General features: G+C 62.0%; 19 protein-coding genes. 15 read left to right on the forward strand and 4 right to left on the reverse strand.

Annotated features, from left to right (window positions below; all coding sequences use genetic code 11):
* The first annotated feature begins 33 nt into the window (after positions 1 to 33).
* The 6 genes from ACR0J1_RS00480 (at position 34) to rpoD (ending at position 8,215) form a co-directional block, all read left to right on the forward strand.
* Complete coding sequence (locus ACR0J1_RS00480; RefSeq protein WP_480730266.1) at positions 34 to 297, forward strand: sarcosine oxidase subunit delta; 264 nt, start codon at positions 34 to 36, stop codon at positions 295 to 297.
* Positions 294 to 3,227: a sarcosine oxidase subunit alpha family protein gene (locus ACR0J1_RS00485; protein WP_480730264.1), complete on the forward strand. Its 2,934-nt coding sequence runs from the start codon at positions 294 to 296 to the stop codon at positions 3,225 to 3,227. The genes ACR0J1_RS00480 and ACR0J1_RS00485 overlap by 4 nt, the downstream gene beginning before the upstream one ends.
* Positions 3,220 to 3,762 carry a sarcosine oxidase subunit gamma gene (locus tag ACR0J1_RS00490; RefSeq protein ID WP_480730263.1) on the forward strand — a complete coding sequence of 181 codons (543 nt, stop codon included), beginning with the start codon at positions 3,220 to 3,222 and terminating at the stop codon, positions 3,760 to 3,762. Before ACR0J1_RS00485 ends, ACR0J1_RS00490 begins: the two co-directional genes overlap by 8 nt.
* A 34-nt stretch (positions 3,763 to 3,796) precedes the next feature.
* Positions 3,797 to 4,093: a hypothetical protein gene (locus tag ACR0J1_RS00495; RefSeq protein WP_480730262.1), complete on the forward strand. Its 297-nt coding sequence runs from the start codon at positions 3,797 to 3,799 to the stop codon at positions 4,091 to 4,093.
* A 69-nt stretch (positions 4,094 to 4,162) separates the two neighbouring features.
* Positions 4,163 to 6,112: a DNA primase gene (gene dnaG, locus ACR0J1_RS00500; protein ID WP_480730260.1), complete on the forward strand. Its 1,950-nt coding sequence runs from the start codon at positions 4,163 to 4,165 to the stop codon at positions 6,110 to 6,112.
* A 114-nt stretch (positions 6,113 to 6,226) separates the two neighbouring features.
* Entirely contained in the window at positions 6,227 to 8,215 is a 1,989-nt protein-coding gene (gene rpoD / locus ACR0J1_RS00505; RefSeq protein ID WP_480730258.1) for an RNA polymerase sigma factor RpoD, read from the forward strand.
* A gap of 186 nt (positions 8,216 to 8,401) precedes the next feature.
* Here the strand turns inward: rpoD and ACR0J1_RS00510 are convergent, their stop codons facing one another.
* Complete coding sequence (locus ACR0J1_RS00510) at positions 8,402 to 9,421, reverse strand: helix-turn-helix domain-containing protein (protein WP_480730256.1); 1,020 nt, start codon at positions 9,419 to 9,421, stop codon at positions 8,402 to 8,404.
* A 392-nt stretch (positions 9,422 to 9,813) separates the two neighbouring features.
* Between ACR0J1_RS00510 and ACR0J1_RS00515 the strand changes: the two genes are divergently transcribed.
* The 4 genes from ACR0J1_RS00515 to ribD all read left to right on the forward strand — a co-directional run bounded on the left by ACR0J1_RS00515 (position 9,814) and on the right by ribD (position 12,314).
* Positions 9,814 to 10,209: a hypothetical protein gene (locus tag ACR0J1_RS00515; protein WP_480730255.1), complete on the forward strand. Its 396-nt coding sequence runs from the start codon at positions 9,814 to 9,816 to the stop codon at positions 10,207 to 10,209.
* Between the two features lie 3 nt (positions 10,210 to 10,212).
* Positions 10,213 to 10,626, forward strand: a complete 414-nt coding sequence (locus ACR0J1_RS00520) for a secondary thiamine-phosphate synthase enzyme YjbQ (RefSeq protein WP_480730253.1) — start codon at positions 10,213 to 10,215, stop codon at positions 10,624 to 10,626.
* Positions 10,627 to 10,746: 120 nt separating this feature from the next.
* Positions 10,747 to 11,217: a transcriptional regulator NrdR gene (nrdR, locus tag ACR0J1_RS00525; protein WP_480469369.1), complete on the forward strand. Its 471-nt coding sequence runs from the start codon at positions 10,747 to 10,749 to the stop codon at positions 11,215 to 11,217.
* Positions 11,214 to 12,314: a bifunctional diaminohydroxyphosphoribosylaminopyrimidine deaminase/5-amino-6-(5-phosphoribosylamino)uracil reductase RibD gene (gene ribD, locus ACR0J1_RS00530; protein WP_480730252.1), complete on the forward strand. Its 1,101-nt coding sequence runs from the start codon at positions 11,214 to 11,216 to the stop codon at positions 12,312 to 12,314. The genes nrdR and ribD overlap by 4 nt, the downstream gene beginning before the upstream one ends.
* A gap of 3 nt (positions 12,315 to 12,317) precedes the next feature.
* On the opposite strand, the gene ACR0J1_RS00535 is transcribed toward ribD, so the two are convergent.
* The 3 genes from ACR0J1_RS00535 to ACR0J1_RS00545 all read right to left on the reverse strand — a co-directional run bounded on the left by ACR0J1_RS00535 (position 12,318) and on the right by ACR0J1_RS00545 (position 16,838).
* Positions 12,318 to 14,321 carry a capsular polysaccharide biosynthesis protein gene (locus ACR0J1_RS00535; protein WP_480730250.1) on the reverse strand — a complete coding sequence of 668 codons (2,004 nt, stop codon included), beginning with the start codon at positions 14,319 to 14,321 and terminating at the stop codon, positions 12,318 to 12,320.
* Between the two features lie 3 nt (positions 14,322 to 14,324).
* Positions 14,325 to 15,458, reverse strand: coding sequence for a polysaccharide biosynthesis/export family protein (locus tag ACR0J1_RS00540; protein ID WP_480730249.1), 1,134 nt, complete (start codon positions 15,456 to 15,458; stop codon positions 14,325 to 14,327).
* Positions 15,459 to 15,539: 81 nt separating this feature from the next.
* Positions 15,540 to 16,838, reverse strand: coding sequence for a capsule biosynthesis protein (locus tag ACR0J1_RS00545; RefSeq protein WP_480730247.1), 1,299 nt, complete (start codon positions 16,836 to 16,838; stop codon positions 15,540 to 15,542).
* Positions 16,839 to 16,970: 132 nt separating this feature from the next.
* Here ACR0J1_RS00545 and ACR0J1_RS00550 point away from each other — a divergent pair, with 132 nt between their 5' ends.
* The 5 genes from ACR0J1_RS00550 to ACR0J1_RS00570 all read left to right on the forward strand — a co-directional run bounded on the left by ACR0J1_RS00550 (position 16,971) and on the right by ACR0J1_RS00570 (position 20,151).
* Entirely contained in the window at positions 16,971 to 17,558 is a 588-nt protein-coding gene (locus tag ACR0J1_RS00550) for a riboflavin synthase (RefSeq protein WP_480730245.1), read from the forward strand.
* Between the two features lie 73 nt (positions 17,559 to 17,631).
* On the forward strand, positions 17,632 to 18,753 hold the full coding sequence (gene ribB / locus ACR0J1_RS00555) for a 3,4-dihydroxy-2-butanone-4-phosphate synthase (RefSeq protein WP_480730243.1): 1,122 nt from the start codon (positions 17,632 to 17,634) through the stop codon (positions 18,751 to 18,753).
* Between the two features lie 2 nt (positions 18,754 to 18,755).
* Positions 18,756 to 19,307 carry a 6,7-dimethyl-8-ribityllumazine synthase gene (locus tag ACR0J1_RS00560; protein ID WP_480730241.1) on the forward strand — a complete coding sequence of 184 codons (552 nt, stop codon included), beginning with the start codon at positions 18,756 to 18,758 and terminating at the stop codon, positions 19,305 to 19,307.
* Positions 19,304 to 19,786: a transcription antitermination factor NusB gene (nusB, locus tag ACR0J1_RS00565; protein ID WP_480730239.1), complete on the forward strand. Its 483-nt coding sequence runs from the start codon at positions 19,304 to 19,306 to the stop codon at positions 19,784 to 19,786. Before ACR0J1_RS00560 ends, nusB begins: the two co-directional genes overlap by 4 nt.
* Before the next feature lie 59 nt (positions 19,787 to 19,845).
* A complete protein-coding gene (locus tag ACR0J1_RS00570; protein ID WP_480730237.1) occupies positions 19,846 to 20,151 on the forward strand; it encodes a hypothetical protein in 306 nt (101 codons plus the stop codon).
* Positions 20,152 to 20,327 lie beyond the last annotated feature (176 nt).

Below are 20,327 nucleotides of genomic sequence, written 5' to 3' on the forward strand. Positions count from 1 at the left end.
TATTTGTAGAAAGATGAAGTTGGGGGCGCGGGTATGAGGATCAACTGTCCGCATTGCGGCGAACGAGATCGGCGCGAGTTCTACTATCGTGGTGCAGCGGTTGATCTGGACCGGCCTGCGCCTGATGCCGGGAGCGAGGCTTGGGATGACTTTGTCTATTTGCGGGATAACCCCGCGGGCGCAACACGCGAGCTTTGGTATCACGAAGGCGGCTGTGGCGCATGGATCGTGATCACGCGGGATACGGTAACGCACGAGATGCTTGGGGTCGTTCCGGCGTCCGGGGTGAAGGCATGAGGGTCGCGGGCAAGGGGTTGATCGACCGGTCCGACGTGGTGCCGTTTATCTTTGATGGCGTCCGGTATGAGGGCTTTCGGGGGGACACGCTGGCCTCGGCTTTGCTTGCCAATGATGTGCGGCTGATGGGGCGGTCGTTCAAGTATCACCGCCCGCGCGGGGTGCTGACCGCAGGAAGCGAAGAACCCAATGCACTGGTCACGGTGGGTGAGGGCGCGACGCAAGAGCCCAATGTGCGCGCCACCATGCAGGAGATCTATCCGGGGCTGCAGGCGCGCAGCCAGAACCGGTGGCCGAGCCTCGGGTTCGATGCCATGGCGATCAACGATCTGGCGTCGCCGTTTCTTGGGGCGGGTTTCTATTACAAGACGTTCATGTGGCCCCGCAGTTTTTGGGAGAAACTGTATGAACCCGTGATCCGCCATGCCGCCGGGTTGGGGGCGCTGTCGGGGCAGGACAATACGGACAAGTATGAAAGCGCCTATGCGTTCTGCGATCTGCTGGTGATCGGGGCCGGGCCTGCGGGGCTGATGGCAGCCTTAGTCGCGGCGCGCGCCGGGGCGGATGTCATTCTGGCGGATGAGAACCCACGGATGGGTGGGCGTTTGCTGGCCGAGACCTATGAGGTTGATGGCCAACCGGGTCATGTCTGGAGCGATGAGGTTCTGGCCGAACTCAGCAGCATGGACAATGTGCGCCTGATGACCCGAACCACAGTCACCGGGGCTTATGATCAAGGCACTTATGCGGCGCTGGAGCGGGTGCTGCATCACACGGACCGCCGTCCGAGGGGGGCTCCGCTCGAGACGTATTGGCGGATCGTGGCGAAGCGCGCGGTGCTGGCCGCGGGCGCGCTGGAGCGTCCGGTTGCGTTCCGCGACAACGACCGGCCGGGGATCATGACCGCGGGCGCGGTGCGAGCCTATCTGAACCGCTGGGGTGTCAGCCCGGGGCGGAGCGTGACGATCTTCGGCAATACCGATGATATTCACCGCACCGCGCGCGATCTGCTTGAGGCGGGCGTGCATGTGACCGCCGTGATCGACAGCCGTCATGACGCGCCCGGGTCGGGCGACTATCAGGTGCTGCGAGGCGCGCAGGTCTGCGGCAGTTCGGGCCGCAAGGGGCTTGAGGCGATCACCGTGCGCCGCGCCAGTGGCGAAGAGCGGCTTCAGACCGATTGTCTGGCGATGACCGGCGGCTGGAATCCCTCGGTGCATCTGACCTGCCACATGAATGGCCGCCCCACATGGCGGCGTGATATCGAGGCCTTTGTGCCCAGCCCGGGCGCGGTGCCGGGCATGACAGCGGCAGGGGCGTGCAACGGGACGTTCTCGACCGCCGCCTGTCTGCGCGAAGGGGTCGCGGCAGCCGAGGCGGCGCTGGCCGAGCTGGGGATGAAGGCGCCGACGACGGCGATGCCTGAGGCCGAGGATGCGCCCTACGAGATCGCGCCCCTTTGGGCGGTGCCCGGCAAGGGCCGCGCGTGGCTGGATTTTCAGAACGATGTTACGGTTAAGGACGTCAAACAGGCGGCAACCGAGAATTTCCGCTCGGTCGAGCATATGAAACGCTATACCACGCAGGGCATGGCGACCGATCAGGGCAAGAACTCAAACGTGGCGGCGCTGGCGGTTCTGGCCGATGCGACGGGGCGAGGGATACCAGAGACCGGTACGACGACCTTCCGCCCGCCCTATTCCCCGATGGCGATTGCCGCGCTGGGCGCAGGGGCCGAAGGCGCGGGGTTCAAGCCGCAGCGTTTCACCACGTCGCACGCCTCGTCGCTGGACCGCAATGCGCCGATGATCGAAGCCGGGCTGTGGTACCGCCCCAGCTATTTTCCGCGTGAAGGCGAGACCACGTGGCGGCAATCCTGCGACCGTGAGGTCAACATGGTACGGCAGAGCGTGGGTGTCTGTGATGTATCGACTCTGGGCAAGATCGACATTCAGGGGTCGAATGCGGGGGTGTTTCTGGATTTCGTCTATACCAACACGTTCTCGACCCTGGGCGTGGGGCGGGTCCGCTATGGGCTTATGCTGCGCGAGGACGGGTTTGTAATGGATGACGGCACCTCGGCCCGACTGGGCGAGGATCATTATCTGATGACCACCACCACCGCTGCGGCGGGGGATGTGATGAAGCATCTCGAGTTTGTGCATCAGGGGCTACAGCCCGGGCTGGACGTGGCGTTCACCTCGGTCACTGAACAATGGGCGCAATTCGCCGTGGCCGGGCCCAAATCACGCGAACTGCTGAACGGCCTTCTGGATCAGCCAATCGACGACGGTACATGGCCCTTCATGGCCTGCGGGCCGGTTTCGGTGCTGGGCGTGCAAGGCCGTCTGTTCCGCATCTCGTTCTCGGGCGAGCATGCCTATGAGATCGCGGTGCCCGCGCGCTATGGGGCCAGCCTGTTCGACATCCTGACCGAACGGGCCGAGGCGTTGGGCGGAGGCCTGTATGGGATGGAGGCGCTGAACGTCTTGCGGATCGAGAAAGGCTTTATCACCCACGCCGAAATTCACGGGCGGACGACGGCGTATGACATCGGCATGGGACGGATGGTGTCGCGGAAGAAAGATTGTATCGGCAAAACCATGTCCGAACGACCCGGTCTGGAAGAACCCGGGCGTGAGCGTCTGGTGGGTCTGAAACCCATCGGCGAAAGCAGGCAGTTGCTGGCCGGCGCGCATCTTTACAATGAAGAGGTCGAACCAGTGCGCAGCAACGATCAGGGGTACATCACATCCGTCTGTTACTCACCGACTCTTGGCACGATGCTGGGGCTGGGTTTTCTGGCCGATGGGCCCGACCGGCACGGCGAGATCGTGAAAATGGTCGATCACCTGCGCGGTGTGACGACCTTGTGCGAGGTGACAAACCCTGTGTTCCTTGACCCCGAAGGAGGGCGCGTCCGTGGTTGATCTGATTGCCAAATCGCCCTGCGACGGGCTGCTGCCGTTGACCGTCGGGTCCGTGACGCTGAGCGAGGAACAGGCCTCGGTCCATTCGATCGCACCGTTCAAAGGGCAGGTTGAGGCGCTGTCTGCAGCGATGAAGGCGGCGCATGGCATGGCCTATCCCGCACCCAATCGCACAACGGGCAAGGCAGGCGTGCGGGCGGTGTGGTTCGGACATGCGCAGGCGATTCTGATCGGGCCTGAACCGGACCCGTCTCTGGCCAAACATGCCGCCGTGGTCGACCAGTCAGACGCCTGGGCAATGGTCCGTCTGCAGGGGGCAGGGGCCGAGGATGTGCTGGCGCGCCTTGTGCCGATTGACCTGCGAGCCGCACAGTTCCGGCGCGGCCATACTGCGCGGACGCTGGTGTTCCATATGACGGCCTCGGTCACGCGGGTCGGGGCAGAGGCGTTTCAGATCATGGTGTTCCGGTCGATGGCGCAGACTCTGGTTCACGATCTGAAAAGGGCGATGGAAGGTGTCGCCGCGCGCGGGTAAGCTGCGCCGACCGAAACGATTCCAAGAGGCTCCCATGTTGCGTATCGCCCTTTTTGCGGCCCTGCTGGCCACCCCTTTGGCCGCGCAGGAGACCAAAGAGCAAAGTTGCCAGTATCAGGCCGAGGTCGTCGCCGCGATTCAGAAGGCGCGGCTGGACCGGGTCAAGGAACGCGACGTGGCGCAGGCCGTGGCTGACAGTGGCCCCACCTGGCCCGAAAACTACAATGCCGCGGTCCCGTTGATTACCCCCTGGGTCTATGAGAAGAAGATGCGCGACGTGCGTAAAAATGACCTCGGCGCAGCCTGGCTGGAGCTTTGCCTGCAGCAATAATTCCCCGTTCTGACCGGAGAAGCGCGCCTTCCCCTTGGCGCGCGTTTCCATTTCTGGCAGGTTTGAGCCATGTCTTTGCCCCCTGGATTTCTGGATGAACTGCGCACCCGGCTCAGCCTGTCTCAGGTTGTTGGGCGCAAGGTCATGTGGGACCAGCGTAAATCCAATCAGGGCAAGGGGGATATGTGGGCGCCGTGCCCGTTTCATCACGAAAAGACGGCCTCCTTCCATGTCGATGACCAAAAGGGATTCTATTACTGCTTTGGCTGCCACGCCAAAGGGGACGCGATCAGTTTTGTGAAAGAGACCGAGAATGTCTCGTTCATCGAAGCGGTCGAGATTCTGGCGCGCGAGGCCGGGATGCCGATGCCCGCGCGCGATCCCAAGGCGCAGCAGAAACAGGATCGCCGCGCGCAGCTGGCCGAGGTGATGGAGCAGGCGGTTCAGTTCTTCCGCCTGCAACTCAAGACCGGGGCAGGGGCGGCGGCGCGCGATTACCTGACCCGTCGCGGTCTGGACGCACAGGCGCTGGACCGATGGGAGATCGGCTTTGCCCCGGATGGCTGGCAGGCGCTGTGGGATCATCTGACCGGCAAGAACGTGGCTGAGGACCTGATCCTCGGGGCCGGACTGGCCAAGCCATCGAACAAGGGCAAGAAGCCCTATGACACCTTCCGCAACCGGATCATGTACCCGATCCGCGACCCACGCGGGCGCTGTATTGCGTTCGGCGGTCGGGCGATGGACCCCAATGACAACGCCAAATATCTGAACTCACCCGAGACCGATCTGTTCGATAAGGGCCGCAGCCTCTATAACCACGGCCCCGCGCGGCAGGCGGCGGGGAAGGGGCAGCCCTTGATCGTGGCCGAGGGGTACATGGACGTGATCGCCTTGGCCGAGACCGGGTTTGGTGCGTCGGTCGCGCCTTTGGGGACGGCGATCACCGAACATCAGTTGCAACTGCTCTGGCGTATTTCTGATGAGCCGATCATTGCGCTGGATGGGGACACGGCTGGCCTGCGCGCAGCGATGCGAGCCGTTGATCTGGCTTTGCCGCTGTTAGAGGCGGGCAAATCTTTGCGCTTTGCTCTGATGCCCGAAGGTAAAGATCCGGACGACCTGTTGCGTGCCGAAGGCCCGGGCGCGGTGCAGGCCGTACTGGAAAGCGCGATACCGATGGTCAAGCTGCTCTGGCAGCGCGAAACCGACGGCAAGGTCTTCGACAGCCCCGAGCGGAAGGCGGCGCTGGACAAGTCGCTGCGCGAGAAGATCAAGCTTATCCGCGATCCCTCGATCCGGTCCCACTACGGGCAGGAAATTAAGGACCTACGCTGGCAATTGTTTCGCCCACAGCGACAATCGCCTAATCGCCAATGGCAACCGCGTGGCAAGTGGCAACCGCAGGCGCAGCCAGCGACGCCGGGCGCGCGGGCGTCGTTTCTGGCCTCATCCGAGAACGCTGATATCCAACTGCGTGAGGCGGCCATTCTGGCAATTGCCATTCTAAACCCGCAGGTTGTGGTGCAATTCGAAACCCAGTTGGAAGAAATGGATTGCCATGATCCTGATCACGCGGCGCTGCGCGGCGCGGTCCTGCGGCATGCGATTGACGATCCCGAAAACCTGCAAGACCACATCATGCAAACTTTGGGCCCCGAACCCCTTGAAAACCTGCTGGCCCTTCGCCATGTCGCTGTGATCCCCTGTGTGCACAAACCGGGCGACGTTGAAAAGGCTCAGATGACGCTGGCCGAGGAACTCGCGAAAATCAAAGCGCTCCAGGGGTTGGATGCTGAGATTGCCGAAGCGGCGGAGGAGTTGTCTGATCTGGCCGATGAGGCGCTGACATACCGGCTGGCGCAAGCCGCCGAAGAGCGCAACCGCACAAGCCGCAGCCAGAATGAGGACAGGGCCGTTTTCGACATCGCCGACAATGGTGCGCGAATCAACCGCGACGAGAAAGACGCGTTTGAGGCCATCATGTCTGGTATCAATTTCGAGCGGAAACGCCGGTAAACTGGTGTTTTCGTAAGGCACAGGAAAAGAAAAACAGGTAAACGGGTGGCCGAATCACTTCTACGCGCTAATGATTCGGACCTAACGAATCACCCATCCCTGCAGGAGCATTGAATGGCCGCCAAGGATACGAACGAAGACCGCAAATCCGACGAGCAGGAACAGGAAATCTCGCTGGACATGAGCCAGGCCCAGGTCAAGAAGATGATCGCCGAGGCCCGCGAGAAAGGCTACATCACCTACGACCAGCTCAATCAGGTGCTGCCGCCTGATCAGGTCAGCTCGGAACAGATTGAAGACGTAATGTCGATGCTGTCCGAGATGGGCATCAACATCATCGAAGATGAAGAGGCCGAAGAGGAAGAGCAGAAAGGCTCGACCGATCTGGTCACCACCGAAGGCCCGCGCGAGGTTGCGCTGTCGGGCGCTGCGACTGAAAAGCTGGATCGCACAGACGACCCAGTGCGCATGTATCTACGTGAAATGGGCAGCGTCGAGTTGCTGAGCCGTGAGGGTGAGATCGCCATCGCCAAGCGGATCGAGGCCGGCCGGAACACGATGATTCTGGGTCTGTGCGAAAGCCCGCTGACGTTTCAGGCGATTACGATCTGGCATGACGAATTACTGTCCGAAGACATTCTGCTGCGCGATGTTATCGATCTGGAAACCACCTTTGGAAACCAGATGGATGAAGAAGGCGACGTAGAAGAACCCGTCGTCGACACGTCTGCGGTTCAGTCGGCCAAGCCCGAAAAGGATACGGGTCCGGAGTTGGATGCAGATGGCAACCCCATCGCCAACGACGATGACGATGACGAAGACGATCAGGCCAATATGTCGCTGGCCGCGATGGAAGCTGCCCTGAAAGATCAGGTTCTAACCACTCTGGAACGAATCTCGACCGATTTTGCAATGCTGTCGGAAATGCAGGATAGCCGGATTTCGGCCACCCTGAACGAAGACGGCACGTTCAGCGAAAAAGACGAAGAGACCTATCAGAAACTGCGCGCCGAGATTGTGGAACTGGTGAACGGGCTTCACCTGCACAACAACCGGATCGAAGCTCTGATTGACCAGCTCTATGGCATCAACCGGCGGATCATGTCGCTGGACAGTGCGATGGTGAAGCTGGCTGACCAGGCCCGCATCAACCGGCGCGAGTTTATCGACGCCTATCGTGGTCGCGAGTTGGACCCGAACTGGCTGTCTGAAATGGCTGAAAAGCCTGGCCGGGGCTGGCAGATGTTCATCGAACGCTCCACCGAGAAGGTTGAAGAGCTGCGCAACGATATGGCTCAGGTCGGGCAATATGTCGGCCTGGACATCCCTGAATTCCGCCGCATTGTGCAGCAGGTTCAGAAGGGCGAGAAAGAGGCACGGCAAGCCAAGAAGGAAATGGTCGAGGCCAACTTGCGTCTGGTGATCTCGATCGCCAAGAAGTACACGAACCGCGGCCTGCAATTCCTTGATCTTATTCAGGAAGGTAACATCGGCCTGATGAAGGCGGTGGACAAGTTTGAATATCGCCGCGGCTATAAGTTCTCGACCTATGCGACCTGGTGGATCCGTCAGGCGATCACGCGCTCGATCGCGGATCAGGCGCGCACGATCCGTATCCCGGTCCACATGATCGAAACGATCAACAAGCTGGTCCGGACCGGTCGCCAGATGCTGCACGAAATCGGCCGCGAGCCAACGCCGGAAGAACTGGCCGAAAAGCTGCAGATGCCGCTTGAGAAGGTTCGCAAGGTGATGAAAATCGCCAAAGAGCCGATCTCACTGGAAACGCCCATCGGCGACGAAGAAGACAGCCAACTGGGCGACTTCATCGAAGACAAGAATGCTGTGCTGCCGCTGGACAGCGCCATTCAAGAAAACCTCAAGGAAACCACGACCCGCGTTCTGGCATCGCTCACCCCGCGTGAGGAGCGGGTTCTGCGGATGCGCTTTGGCATCGGCATGAACACCGACCATACGCTGGAAGAAGTTGGCCAGCAGTTCAGCGTGACCCGCGAACGTATCCGTCAGATCGAGGCGAAGGCGCTGCGCAAGCTCAAGCACCCCAGCCGGTCGCGGAAATTGCGGTCTTTCCTGGATCAATAAGCCGGATCATCAAGACCAAAGGCGCCTCACCCCGAGGCGCCTTTTTTCATCCGCTCACGATGTCCGAACTTCACTTCAAATTGGCGAGAACGCGCAAGGACGGGGCGGGGTGCCTCTCTATATCCCCGGTGTCCACTCATGGACAGGCCGGGGCGAGGTGGCAACGCTGATGACCCCCGGCCACCTTCAGCCCGGGGACAGGGGGTGCTCCACGCGCTTGCGAAACGCGCTGGGGGCCTGCCCCGTCCAGCGCTTGAAGGCGGTGGAGAAACCGGCCTGATCGGAATAGCCCAGCGAATAGGAAATCTCGGCCAGGCTCATGCCGTTCTTGATGAAGGTCTGCGCCAGATCACAGCGTAAATCCTCGACAATTTCACGATAGCTTGTGCCTTCATCGGCCAGCCGACGGGCCAATGTGCGGGGGCTGAGGCCCAGCTGCGCGGCGGCGGTTTCGGCCTGGATGATCGCGCCCGGCATGGACCGGGTGATCAACCCTTCGACCTGCGCCCTGGTTTTTTGCCGGGGCGAGCGATGCTCGGCCAGCAATCGCTCGCCATATTCCAGAAGATGCGCGCGCAGGCTGGGGTCATAGGTCGGGACCGGGATCTCGAGCGCGGGCAGAGACAGGATGATCTCAAGCCGCTCGGTTCCGAATGTGACAGGGAACCCACCGATCTTGGCGAATGCATCGGCGTGGCTGCCGACCTCATGCTGAAACCGCATCTCGATGGGGTGCAGTTGCACTTGCGTCAGGGCGCGCATCCGGGCGATGGCGGCGAACAGCAGGAATTCGGTCCGCCGGTGATAGCGGGAAAATCCAGGGTCTTTCCAGTTCGCCTCCAGCGAGGCGGAATTGCCCGACACACGCAGATTGAAGGCCAGCGCCGGGTCAATGATGCCGTGAAACCGGGCGGTATTTTCCAGCACCTGCTTCAGATCGCGCGAATACTTACTGATGTAGGCGGTGACGCTCGAGGACGATGTGAACCCAAGGCCGGCCCGCGCGCCAAAGGTGATATCGCCAAGCGCGTCGCAGGCATGGCGGACGAAAAGCGCCTCTTTGTGGGCGCTATAGCTGGTGGCGGGCGGTGTAATGTCAGGGCGGGTCAGTCCGCTGTCGCTCAGGACCTGATCGACGATGTCAGAACCGGCGTGCTGGTCCAGAGATCGCGACAGCAGCTGAATTCTTGAAATATTGACGTCCATGGCCGTGCCTGAAACCCATTTTGATCATCCGGTCGGCCAAGCCGTAGCCCCCCGGTCGTTACCCCCATGCTGCCGGGTTTGTCCGCGTCTCGCAAGTATTTGACCGGAATTGCAAAGACTGGCCCCGTCATCGGGCCTAGAGTGGGCGTGTTGTCGGGTTAGCACCTTCGGGGATGAGGTCAGAGCCTGAGCGGGCGGTCCACCAAGCCGTTTCAACGGGTTCCCCGGCACATTCCACCTCGTGTTAGTTTGCGACCGACGGGTATCAGTGGACCCGTCTGCTGTCCGATAACGAAAAACGGGGTGTCGTCTGAAATGATTGTGAGGCACACTGTTCTGACGAACGCGTCGTCCTAAACTATACTTCAGGTGGAAACAGGAAGATGGTAACGATGAAACAGTTTATCTCAGGTACTTTCGTGGCTTTGATGGTGCTTGGTTCGCCGGCCATAGCTGCCGCCGGGCGCGGCGGTTATCAGACCGAGGCGATCAGCAATACCGAGTTCGAGGTCATACCACGTGCACGACGCGACGTTGACGGCTATTGGTGCGCCGCCGCCGATTTTGCGCGTCGGACGTTGGGCGCGGGCTGGCAGCAGCGGATTTATGTGCTGCGCGGCTATGGCCCAAGCGTAACGACGGGGCGTAAGACCGCGGTTCAGTTCTCGCTGAAGATGCCGGCCAATACCGCCCAGAGCGGCAGTATCTCGGTGGGTTTCAAACCCGGCGAGAGTATGTCGGTGCAGGGTGCGAATGGACGCTGCAACCGCCGTCAGATTCTCGATTGACCGGTGGCGCAAACCGAATTCAAGATTCAGACGCAGGGGGCGGGGCTTTATGAGTTCACCGCCCCTGTGCGATCCTGGGTGCAGCCGTTTTCGGACGGGCTGCTGACGCTTTTTGTGCGGCACACTTCATGCTCGCTGTTGATACAGGAAAACGCCGACCCCGAGGTTCAGACGGACTTGCAGGCTTTCTTCGACCGGCTTGTGCCGCCTTCGGATCATCCGTCGATGTCTTATCTGCGCCACACCTATGAAGGACCGGACGATATGCCTGCGCATATCAAGGCTGCGGTGATGCCTGTATCGCTGTCGATACCGGTGGCGGGCGGCCAGCCGGTGCTGGGCACTTGGCAGGGCATCTACCTGTTCGAACACCGCAATGCTCCGCATCGGCGCAAGGTTGCAGCGCATTTTGCCTGACCCTTTATCTTGCGGTCTAAAATTCCGACTACCCAAATCCTAGCGGCTGTCCTATAGTTGTGGATAAGTAAGCCGTAGTGCTTACAAACAGAGGCGGAACTAGGGACGAGGAGACGGCGGATGCGCTGCCCGTTTTGCGGAAATATCGATACTCAGGTCAAGGATTCACGCCCGGCAGAGGATCACGTCGCGATCCGCAGACGTCGGTTCTGCCCCGCTTGCGGTGGCCGGTTCACCACATATGAACGGGTGCAACTGCGCGATCTGGTGGTCATCAAAACCAACGGAAAGCGCGAGGATTTCGACCGCGACAAGCTGGAACGCTCGATCCGTATTTCGATGCAGAAACGGCCCATTGAACCGGACCGGATCGACCAGATGATCTCGGGCATCGTGCGGCGTCTGGAAAGCATGGGTGAGACGGATATACCGTCCAACAAAATCGGTGAAATCGTCATGGAGGCGCTGGCCCGGATTGACACGGTTGCATATGTTCGCTTTGCAAGTGTCTACAAGAATTTCCAGGCGGCCGATGATTTCGAGGAGTTCGTCCACGAGTTGCGCCCGCCGCAGCCCACGACGGATGAGTGAGCGAAACAGATAAGCGATATATGGCGCTGGCCCTGTCCTTGGGGCGGCGCGGTCAGGGGCAATGCTGGCCCAACCCTGCCGTCGGCTGCATCATCGTGCGCGAGGGCCGGATTGTCGGGCGCGGCTGGACCCAGCCCGGCGGACGTCCCCATGCTGAGACCGAGGCGCTGACACAGGCCGGGGCGGCTTCGAAGGGGGCGACGGCTTATGTGTCGCTGGAACCCTGCGCGCATCATGGAAAGACCCCGCCCTGTGCGCAGGCTTTGATCGACGCGGGTGTCGCGCGTGTTGTCTGCGCTGTCGAAGACAGCGACCCGCGCGTGGCCGGGCAGGGCTTTGAAATGCTGCGATCCGCCGGGATCGAGGTGCAGACCGGCATTTTGGCTTATGAGGCCGAGCAAGACCATGCGGGGTTCTTCCTGAAGACTGAACAGGGTCGCCCTTTCGTAACGCTCAAACTCGCCAACAGCTTCGACGGTCGGATCGCGACAGAGACCGGCCATAGCCAGTGGATCACCGGACCCGAGGCGCGGCGGGCGGTACATGCCATGCGCGCGCACCATGACGCCGTGATGGTCGGGGCGGGGACGGCCCGTGCGGATGATCCGTCGCTGACCGTGCGCGATCTGGGTATCGCACGACAACCAGCGCGCGTTGTGGTCTCGCGCCATCTGGACCTGCCGCTGATGGGCCAATTGGCCCGCACCGCGTCAGAGGTTCCGGTCTGGCTTTGTCACGGTCCGCATCCCGATCCGGAACGCGCCCGCGCGTGGGAAGGGCTGGGCGCGCGCCTCATCCCCTGCACGCTGCAGGGGCACCACGTTGACGCGGCTGACTTGCTGCAACAGCTTGGGCAGGCGGGGCTGACCCGCGTATTCTGTGAGGGGGGATCGGCCCTTGCTGCGTCTTTGCTGAAGGCCGATCTGGTGGATGAGCTTGTGGGCTTTACCGCCGGTCTGGTCATAGGCGGCGAAGGCCTGCCCGCGATCGGGGCGCTGGGCCTCGACACGCTGGGGGCCGCGCCTCGGTTCGACCTGATTGAAACGCGTGTTCTGGGTGGCGACATCCTGCACCGCTGGTCCCGCGCGGCCGGCTGAAACTCAGCGCCATAGATGCGCGTGCGTGGCCAGCGCGCCCTGAAGTTTCGACAGAATTCGGTTGATCGGTCCTGTTGCCGAGACTCCCTCGTGGGCCAGCCGGTCAACCGCGATCTCCACCGGGCAGGGTTGACCGGTGACCGGATCAAAATAACGCGGATAGTCGATCAGGACCGCGTGAACCAACCCGGGTAACGTGGGCCGAGCCCCCCGCCGTGCCGGAACCGCGCCCAGATCGGTTGTCAGCCCCCAGCCAGCGTAAAAAGGCGCGCCCAGAGTGGTGACCCGCACGCCGCGTAACAACGCCTCGAACCCCATCAGAGAGGTCATGGTCCACAGCTCGTCCACCTGTGTCAGCAACATCGCCGGATCGCTGTGGTCTACGACTACATCCGCCAGACCCTCGGCGTCGATCTGGCCCTCGCGCAGCCCGGCCTCGACATCGGGGTGGGGTTTGTAGATCAGTACAGCATCCGGATTGGCCTCGCGCGCGGCGCGCAGCAGGTCGAGGTTGGTGCGAACCGTGTTGGTTCCCAACCGGATCGAGGCATCGTCTTCGACCTGCCCCGGCACCAGAATGCGATGGCCTTGGGGAAGCTGCTCTACCGGATCGCCGGTATTGTATTTGCTGAGGCCCTCGGACAGCAGCCGCGCCGCCAGTTGCTCGGCCCGTTGCTGCTGATCCGGGCGCAGAGTTTCGCGCGCCGCGATCCATTCCTCAAGGCGACTGGGTCGTGTGGGATCATAGTAAATACCCAGATCATCGGTCACCAGCGACAGCGGAGGCACCAGCTCGGCCCCCAATCCGCGTGAGCGCAGGAACCCGTCTTCGACCCGAACCACATCCGCGGCATCTCCTGCCCGGCTGGCCCATGCCATGTGGGGTGTCTGGCTGTTCTCTGGCTGCTCAGTGGTAAAGCGCATCTTGCCATGTTGCCCGAACATCTGTTGCAGATGCCGACGTTTCCACACGCGCATCCCCGAGGCGGTCCAGCCCTTGTGATCCTGCCGCCATGCGCGGCTTTGCGCCTCAAGCGTGTTCAGGACGGTTTCCAACTCGCACAACTGATCGCGATAGGGGTCGTACCAGACCGGGTACAAGATCATGGCCGCTGCAAAAAGCTGCGCGCGTGTCAGGTTACGTTGAAGGCGGCGGGGCAGGGGGATCTCTTCCTGCGTCAGGCCCCATCCGGCATAGAAGGGCTGGCCAAAAACGCGCGGTTTGTGACCGGCGAGAATGGCTTCGAAACCCATTTGCGAGGACAGGGTATAAACCGCAACCGCGCCGTCCAGCAAAGCCCAGGGACTGACCGGAGCGTCCAGTATAGAAACCCGGTCGTTCTGGTCGTCGGCGGTGTAGTGTCCGGGTCGGTGACCTGCGGCGGTTTCGGGATGCGTTTTGATGATCACGCGCGCGCCGGGGTTTTCCTCTTGCGCGATGAATAGCATCTCGAGAAACCGGGCGCGGTCGCCGCGGCTGGCGATCACTGACGCATCGCCCTGTGTCTGGTCAATCACCAGGACATAGCCGGGATCGGGGGGTGTGAGATCAAGGTCGAAAGCCGAGTATTTGCTTAGATGCAGTTCCCGAATGCGCTCCATAGCGCCGCGCGCGCGGTTTAGCAGCGCGGTGTCGTCCAGTGGGTGGGTGGCCAGCAGATCCTCAAGATCGGGCGGGGTTTCGGGGTCGAAATGGACGCCCGCGCGGTCCAGCAGCAGGCCCAGCGGAGGCTCACCCGCGCGCCCGGGATGCAGCGAACGCAGGAAGGCATCCTCGACCCGCAGCACCTGCGCGCCACGCTTTTCGGCCATGGCCAGCCCGCGATGGGCGGTGGGACTGTTGCCCCAGATGCCGATCAGATCGCCGTCCTGAGGCAGGCCCAGCCGGATGTCATACCCCGCCAGCGACAGAATGCGTCGCACCCGCCGCTGGGTCAGAAACCCGCCATTGTAAACAAAAAGCCGAGGGCGTTCGCCCCCGGCATCGTGTTCCGTTTCAGGCCGCATATGTCAGCCGCCCGTCAGGGTTGCCACATTCGCAATCGGCGTCAGCCCCCCTGCGATCAACGAGATGGACTTGGTCCATTGCGCGTATGGGGCTTCGGTCACATAGATCGTGTCGTCATCGCGGATGACGAAATCGCGGGCCACGAAAAGCCCGTTGGGCGCAGTCAGGTTCAGCAGGTAGATCATGCGCTGATCGCCCTGTAGATCGGCGCGGCCCATGACGCTGCGGGCGATGTCCTGCCGTTCCTTGCGCAGCACGAAGATGCCGGTCGGGTCCGAGGACAGCGACTGCAGCCCGCCAACCTGCGCCAGCGCTTCCAGCGCCGAGAGGTCCTGGCTTTCGAAGGCCACGCGCGATTGCCCGCCCGTCGAGCCAAGCGCGATGTAGGACCGACTGTCCTGTTCGACCAGAATCCGGTCACCACCGCGCAGGGCGATGTCTGTCTCGGGCTTATGGAACAGGTCGTCATACCAGATCGTCCCGCGCTGATTGCCGCGGATGACGGTCACCAGTGCGATGTCCGAGGCGACGGCCACGCCGCCCGCGCTTGCCAGCATGGTCGACAAGGTGCCCGTCGGCCGTTCGATCGGATAGATCCCCGGCGCACCGATGGTGCCGGTCAGCGAAACCGTCGAGCCATCGCCGGGCGCGCGGCTGACCTGAACCTGTGGGTCCGGTGTCTGCTCTTCCAGCTTGGAGGAGATCAGAGCGCGCAGCTGCTCGGGGGTATTGCCCGCAGCGCGCAGGCGTCCGGCATAGGGCACGAAGATATACCCGTCGCTGTCGACCTGCAATTCGCTCAGGTTTGCGGCCCCGCCTGCGGACGAGGTCAGCAGGCCGTCTTCGACGTTTTCCCAAACGGTCAGGCTTAGGGTGTCGCCGGGCCGGACAGTATCGGATGCAACGCTTTGGGCGCTGCGGAAGGATTGCGAGAAGCCGTATTGCGGGACTGCGGCGGTGGCGCGGGCGACGCGGTCGTCAACCTCGACCACGAAGGCGTTGCCGCCGTTCTGGACCGATCCGGCCAGGATTTCGGTCTTGTTGGGACCGGATTTCGGAAGCTGGCACGCCGCCAGCAGGCCAAGGGCCGCCACAAGGGAAGCCCCCCGGATCCATCGGGTTGGAAAGCGCTGCACTGCCGATTTTCCTCAGTCGTTTTTTGTTTCGTGCAGGGTAGCCGGTTGATGGAAAAACTTCCAGCGGCAGTTGCTCGGGATCTAGCGAACAAGACGCAACTGTGGCGTCGACGCCGCGTTGGTTGCGGGAAGGCTCTGATAGGGGTCTGCGTGATGCAACATCATGTCGACCGCGCGCCGCAGCAGCTGACGCCGCCCCCTGCGTGAATAGAAGCCGCCCGGCACTTGGCTGGTCGCCAGCAAAAACTGCCGATAAGCGCGATAGGCAGCGCTGTCGGGTGCGTCTGGTTGCGCAAAGAACGACTCCAGCGGTTGCCGGGATACGAATTCCGGCTTGTCATAGACGGAGCGTCCAAAAATCCGCAGCGGAATACCGCGCCACAACACCTGCTGCCCTGCGGTCGAATTCACCGTGATCGCCGAGCGTGCCTCATCCAGCAACCGGGCAAGCTTGCCCCCCGGAACATAATGCACGCGGCCCGCCAGACCGTACCGGCGAGCTGCCTGTCTGGCCCGCCGCCGCAACGGCTCACGATGGTTTTCCAGCGGGTGTTCCTTGATGACGAGGTGGTGATGGGCGGGTGCACCTGCGGCAAATCCGGCGACGACCTGTTCCAGAAACTCGCTCATGCACGTATAGTCCGAATGGCACTGGACCGAGCTATCATGGCCAAGCTGCAACAGCACCAGATGATAGGGCGAACCGCTCCATCTGACCCGTGCGGTGGCCCAGCCGCGCTGGATGCGGTGAAACGGCATCAGCGCCAGACGTTTAAAATACAGGCGGAATTCCTTCGATACCGGCAGGTCTCTGTGCGGGTGGAAGTTGCGGTAGCGGTGGTTCAGGAACAGCACGAACCAGTGATAAAGCGCACCATAAAAGATGTGTTGGCGCATGTCCCCCCAGTGGGACGGCGGCGGCGGTGTTGGCCGTTCGGACTGTTCCAGTGCGGCCTGCATTCCATCGACGTCCAGATCCATCAGGCGCGAGTTTCCGTTGGACCCGTCCCGCTCATAGGTGACCCACCAGGGGCGCAGATAGCCTTCTTCGAACACATGCACGGTCAACCCGCGTGCCTGCGCGATACGGATGGCGTGGGCATGGATGGGGCGGGTGTCGCCGTAAAGCACAATGTCGGTCACGCCTAGGTCGCGGATCAGGGCACTGATTCTTGCGGGCCAGTCGTCCGGGGTGCCCCGATAGGGGATATAGCTGTTCCTATCGCGCCAGAACGCCTGATCGCCCGCGTTAAAGCCAACCCGCCAGACCTGCGCGCCGGTGGCCCGCAGCTTGCGGCCCAAAGCGTTGAAGAAAGGGCCATGGGGCCCCTGCAAGAATAGGAACACACGCCGGTCGGGGCGGGGTGGGGAAGGAGTCATGCTGTCTGCTCGTGCGGTGGTGCGTGTCGTCAAATTATGCCCGTTTCCCGTTTTCCCGGCAAGGCGGGGCTTGCCCGTGGGGCATTGGGCCTTTACCTCGGCTGTTGAAGCTAGGTTCAGAGGGTAAAGGAAATGTTCACAGGGATCGTCACCGATATAGGCACTGTCACCGAACTGGATCAGCAGGGTGATCTGCGGGCGCGGATCGCCACTGGGTATGACACGGCCTCGGTCGACATCGGTGCGTCGATTGCCAGCGACGGGGTGTGCCTGACCGTCATTGCGCTGGGCGACGACTGGTACGATGTACAGATCAGCGCTGAAACCGTGTCAAAAACCAATCTGGACACGTGGCGCGTGGGCAAGCGGGTCAATCTGGAACGCGCGCTGAAGGTCGGCGACGAGCTGGGTGGCCATATCGTCTCGGGGCATGTCGACGGCGTGGCCGAGGTTGTGGCGGTTACGGACGAGGGCGACAGCACCCGGGTCACCCTGCGCGCGCCGCGGGATCTGGCGCGGTTCATCGCGCCCAAGGGCTCGGTTGCGCTGAACGGCACCTCGCTGACGGTGAACGATGTCGAAGGCTGCGATTTCGGCATCAATTTCATCCCGCACACCAAAGAGGTCACGACCTGGGGTGACGTCGCCGTGGGCGACCGCGTCAACCTCGAGATCGACACGCTTGCCCGTTACGTGGCCCGGCTGGCCGAGATGACCTGACGTTTGCGGTCTGGCCTTTGCGCGCGCTCTGGTCTATCCCGCCTGCAACACATGCTCAGCGAAAGGCTGCCCCATGAGCTTTGAAACCCCCGGACCGGTCGAGGCCCAGTTGCGCGAGGCGATCAGCCCGATCGAAGAGATCATCGAAGAGGCCCGCAAAGGCCGGATGTATATTCTGGTCGATCATGAAGATCGCGAGAATGAGGGCGATCTGGTCATCCCCGCCGAGTTCGCGGATGCCGAGGCGATCAACTTCATGGCCACCCACGGGCGTGGTCTGATCTGCCTGCCGATGACGGCGGAACGGATCGAGATGCTGGGGTTGCCGATGATGGCGGTGAACAACTCGTCCCGGCATGAGACGGCGTTCACCGTGTCCATTGAAGCGCGCGAAGGCGTCAGCACCGGCATTTCCGCCGCCGACCGGGCGTTGACCGTGGCGACGGCGATCAATGAGCAGAACACGATGGCGCATATCGCGACACCGGGGCATGTCTTTCCACTGCGCGCCAAGCGGGGCGGGGTGCTGGTGCGTGCGGGGCATACCGAGGCAGCGGTGGATATCTCGCGCCTTGCGGGGCTGAACCCGGCGGGTGTGATCTGTGAGATCATGAAAGCGGACGGGACCATGGCGCGGCTGCCCGATCTGGTGGCCTTTGCCAAAGAACACGGTATGAAGATCGGCACGATCAGCGACCTGATTACCTATCGTTCGCGCAATGATAATCTGGTGGTTGAAACCTCGCGCGATACCGTGACCTCGGAATATGGCGGCGACTGGGAGATGCGGATTTTCACCGATCAGACCCATGGCATCGAGCACGTCGTCATGATTAAGGGTGATATCACCACACCCGAACCGGTCCTGACCCGGACCCACGCCCTGCACGAGGCGCCTGACATTCTGGGCCTTGGCCCGAAATCCTCGCGCGAATTGCCGCGTGCGATGGAGAAGATTGCCGAAGAAGGGCGCGGCGTGGTCTGCCTGTTCCGCCAGCCGCGCAACTCGCTGTATGCAGCCGACGACGAAGGCCCCCGGACCATCAAGCAAACCGGTCTGGGCGCGCAGATCCTGTCGAAGATGGGTGTGCAAGAGCTGGTGCTGCTGACCGACTCGCCCGAAACCGTGTATCTGGGTCTCGACGCGTTTGGCCTGTCCATCGTCGGCACCCGTTCCATTCTCAAGGATGACTGATCGTGGCTGAACAAGACAAACATGGCGTCCTGCCGACCCCGACATTCGATAAACCGGTGAAACTGCTGCTGGTGGTGGCTCCGTTCTATCGCGCCATCGCCGATAACATGGTCGCCGGTGCCAAGGCCGAGATCGAGGCTGCAGGCGGCACCTGCGATGTGGTCGAAGTGCCCGGTGCGCTGGAAATCCCCACCGCCATCGCTATGGCTGACCGGCAGTGCAACTACGACGGCTATGTGGCGCTGGGTTGTGTCATTCGTGGCGAGACCACGCATTATGAAACCGTCTGCAACGATTCCAGCCGCGCCATCCAGTTGATGGGCCTTCAGGGCCTGCTGATCGGCAATGGCATTCTGACCGTCGAGAATGACGATCAGGCGGAAGTACGCGCAAATCCTGAAAAGATGAATAAAGGCGGCGGGGCGGCCGCTGCGGCCTTGCATCTGATTGCACTCAGCCGTAAGTGGGGCGCTTCGAAAAAGGGCGTGGGCTTCAAGCCGCCGTCCGAGTCCATCCTAGTGGCGGGCGACAGCAACGGATCCACGACAGCATGACAAAGACCGACGCGCCGAAACCGGCCAACCAGAAACGCCTGATGAAATCCGCCGCCCGGTTGTATGCCGTGCAGGCACTGTTCCAGATGGAGCAATCCGGCCAGACGACCGAAGCGGTCGTGACCGAGTTTCTGGATCACCGGTTTGGCGCGGTCTATGAGGGCGAGGAAATGCTGGACGGCGATATCCGCCTGTTCCGCAAGCTGGTCGATGACGCGGTGAACTATCAGGCCCCCATCGACCAGATGACCGACCGAGCGCTGGTGGCGAAGTGGCCCATCGCGCGGATCGACCCGACCCTGCGCGCCCTGTTTCGCGCCGCGGGCGCGGAACTGACCCAAAGCGACACGCCGCCCAAGGTCGTGATCACCGAATTTGTCGACGTTGCCCGCGCGTTCTTCCCCGAAGGCAAAGAGCCGAAATTCGTCAACGCCGTGCTGGATCACATGGCGCGCGAGGCCCAGCCCGAGGCGTTCTGACGCCTTTACCGCGACCAGACATGCGCTAGACTGAATGTCAGAGCGCAAGGAGGTTCGCGATGCCCAAGCTGGTTCGTCTCTATATCATGCAGGTTGCATGGGGTTTTGTCATCTCGGCGGTGTTCGTCGGGGTGCTGCTGGCGCTGAATGTCGCCAATCTGCGTCACCTGATCACCAGCTCGGAAATCGGCCTGATCGCTTTGTTGATGATTTGGTTCATGAACGGCATCGTCTTTGCCGGTGTGCAATTCGCCTATGCCATCATGAGCATGGCCGAGAAGCCCAACAAACCGCGCGGCGGCACGCCGGTTGCGCATGGGCTGAAACCTGCGCCCGTGAAGCAGGAAGCCCAGGCAGGGCGCTGAAATTTATTGGAAAATGTGGCGGGACCACCAGTCAACCGTGCGGTTTGATTCCCGAGGACCTGTATGTACAGGTGGGCGCCAGGTAATCAGGCCAGGACCTGAACAGAGCCAGCCCCCTCGGAATTGCTTAAGGCCACCAGAATGCTACCAGTCACAAGAAGGGCAGAACCCGCCAC

Source organism: Ruegeria sp. CJ3 (assembly GCF_056536725.1).

Bases quoted from the DNA above. Each gene is read 5' to 3' on its own strand.
- nrdR (WP_480469369.1), top strand. From the start codon at position 10,747: ATGCGCTGCCCGTTTTGCGGAAATATCGATACTCAGGTCAAGGATTCA.
- dnaG (WP_480730260.1), top strand. From the start codon at position 4,163: ATGTCTTTGCCCCCTGGATTTCTGGATGAACTGCGCACCCGGCTCAGC.
- ACR0J1_RS00570 (WP_480730237.1), top strand. From the start codon at position 19,846: ATGCCCAAGCTGGTTCGTCTCTATATCATGCAGGTTGCATGGGGTTTT.
- ribB (WP_480730243.1), top strand. From the start codon at position 17,632: ATGAGCTTTGAAACCCCCGGACCGGTCGAGGCCCAGTTGCGCGAGGCG.
- ACR0J1_RS00495 (WP_480730262.1), top strand. From the start codon at position 3,797: ATGTTGCGTATCGCCCTTTTTGCGGCCCTGCTGGCCACCCCTTTGGCC.
- ACR0J1_RS00485 (WP_480730264.1), top strand. From the start codon at position 294: ATGAGGGTCGCGGGCAAGGGGTTGATCGACCGGTCCGACGTGGTGCCG.
- ACR0J1_RS00480 (WP_480730266.1), top strand. From the start codon at position 34: ATGAGGATCAACTGTCCGCATTGCGGCGAACGAGATCGGCGCGAGTTC.
- ACR0J1_RS00510 (WP_480730256.1), bottom strand. From the start codon at position 9,421: ATGGACGTCAATATTTCAAGAATTCAGCTGCTGTCGCGATCTCTGGAC.
- nusB (WP_480730239.1), top strand. From the start codon at position 19,304: ATGACAAAGACCGACGCGCCGAAACCGGCCAACCAGAAACGCCTGATG.
- rpoD (WP_480730258.1), top strand. From the start codon at position 6,227: ATGGCCGCCAAGGATACGAACGAAGACCGCAAATCCGACGAGCAGGAA.
- ACR0J1_RS00535 (WP_480730250.1), bottom strand. From the start codon at position 14,321: ATGCGGCCTGAAACGGAACACGATGCCGGGGGCGAACGCCCTCGGCTT.
- ACR0J1_RS00550 (WP_480730245.1), top strand. From the start codon at position 16,971: ATGTTCACAGGGATCGTCACCGATATAGGCACTGTCACCGAACTGGAT.
- ACR0J1_RS00515 (WP_480730255.1), top strand. From the start codon at position 9,814: ATGAAACAGTTTATCTCAGGTACTTTCGTGGCTTTGATGGTGCTTGGT.
- ACR0J1_RS00545 (WP_480730247.1), bottom strand. From the start codon at position 16,838: ATGACTCCTTCCCCACCCCGCCCCGACCGGCGTGTGTTCCTATTCTTG.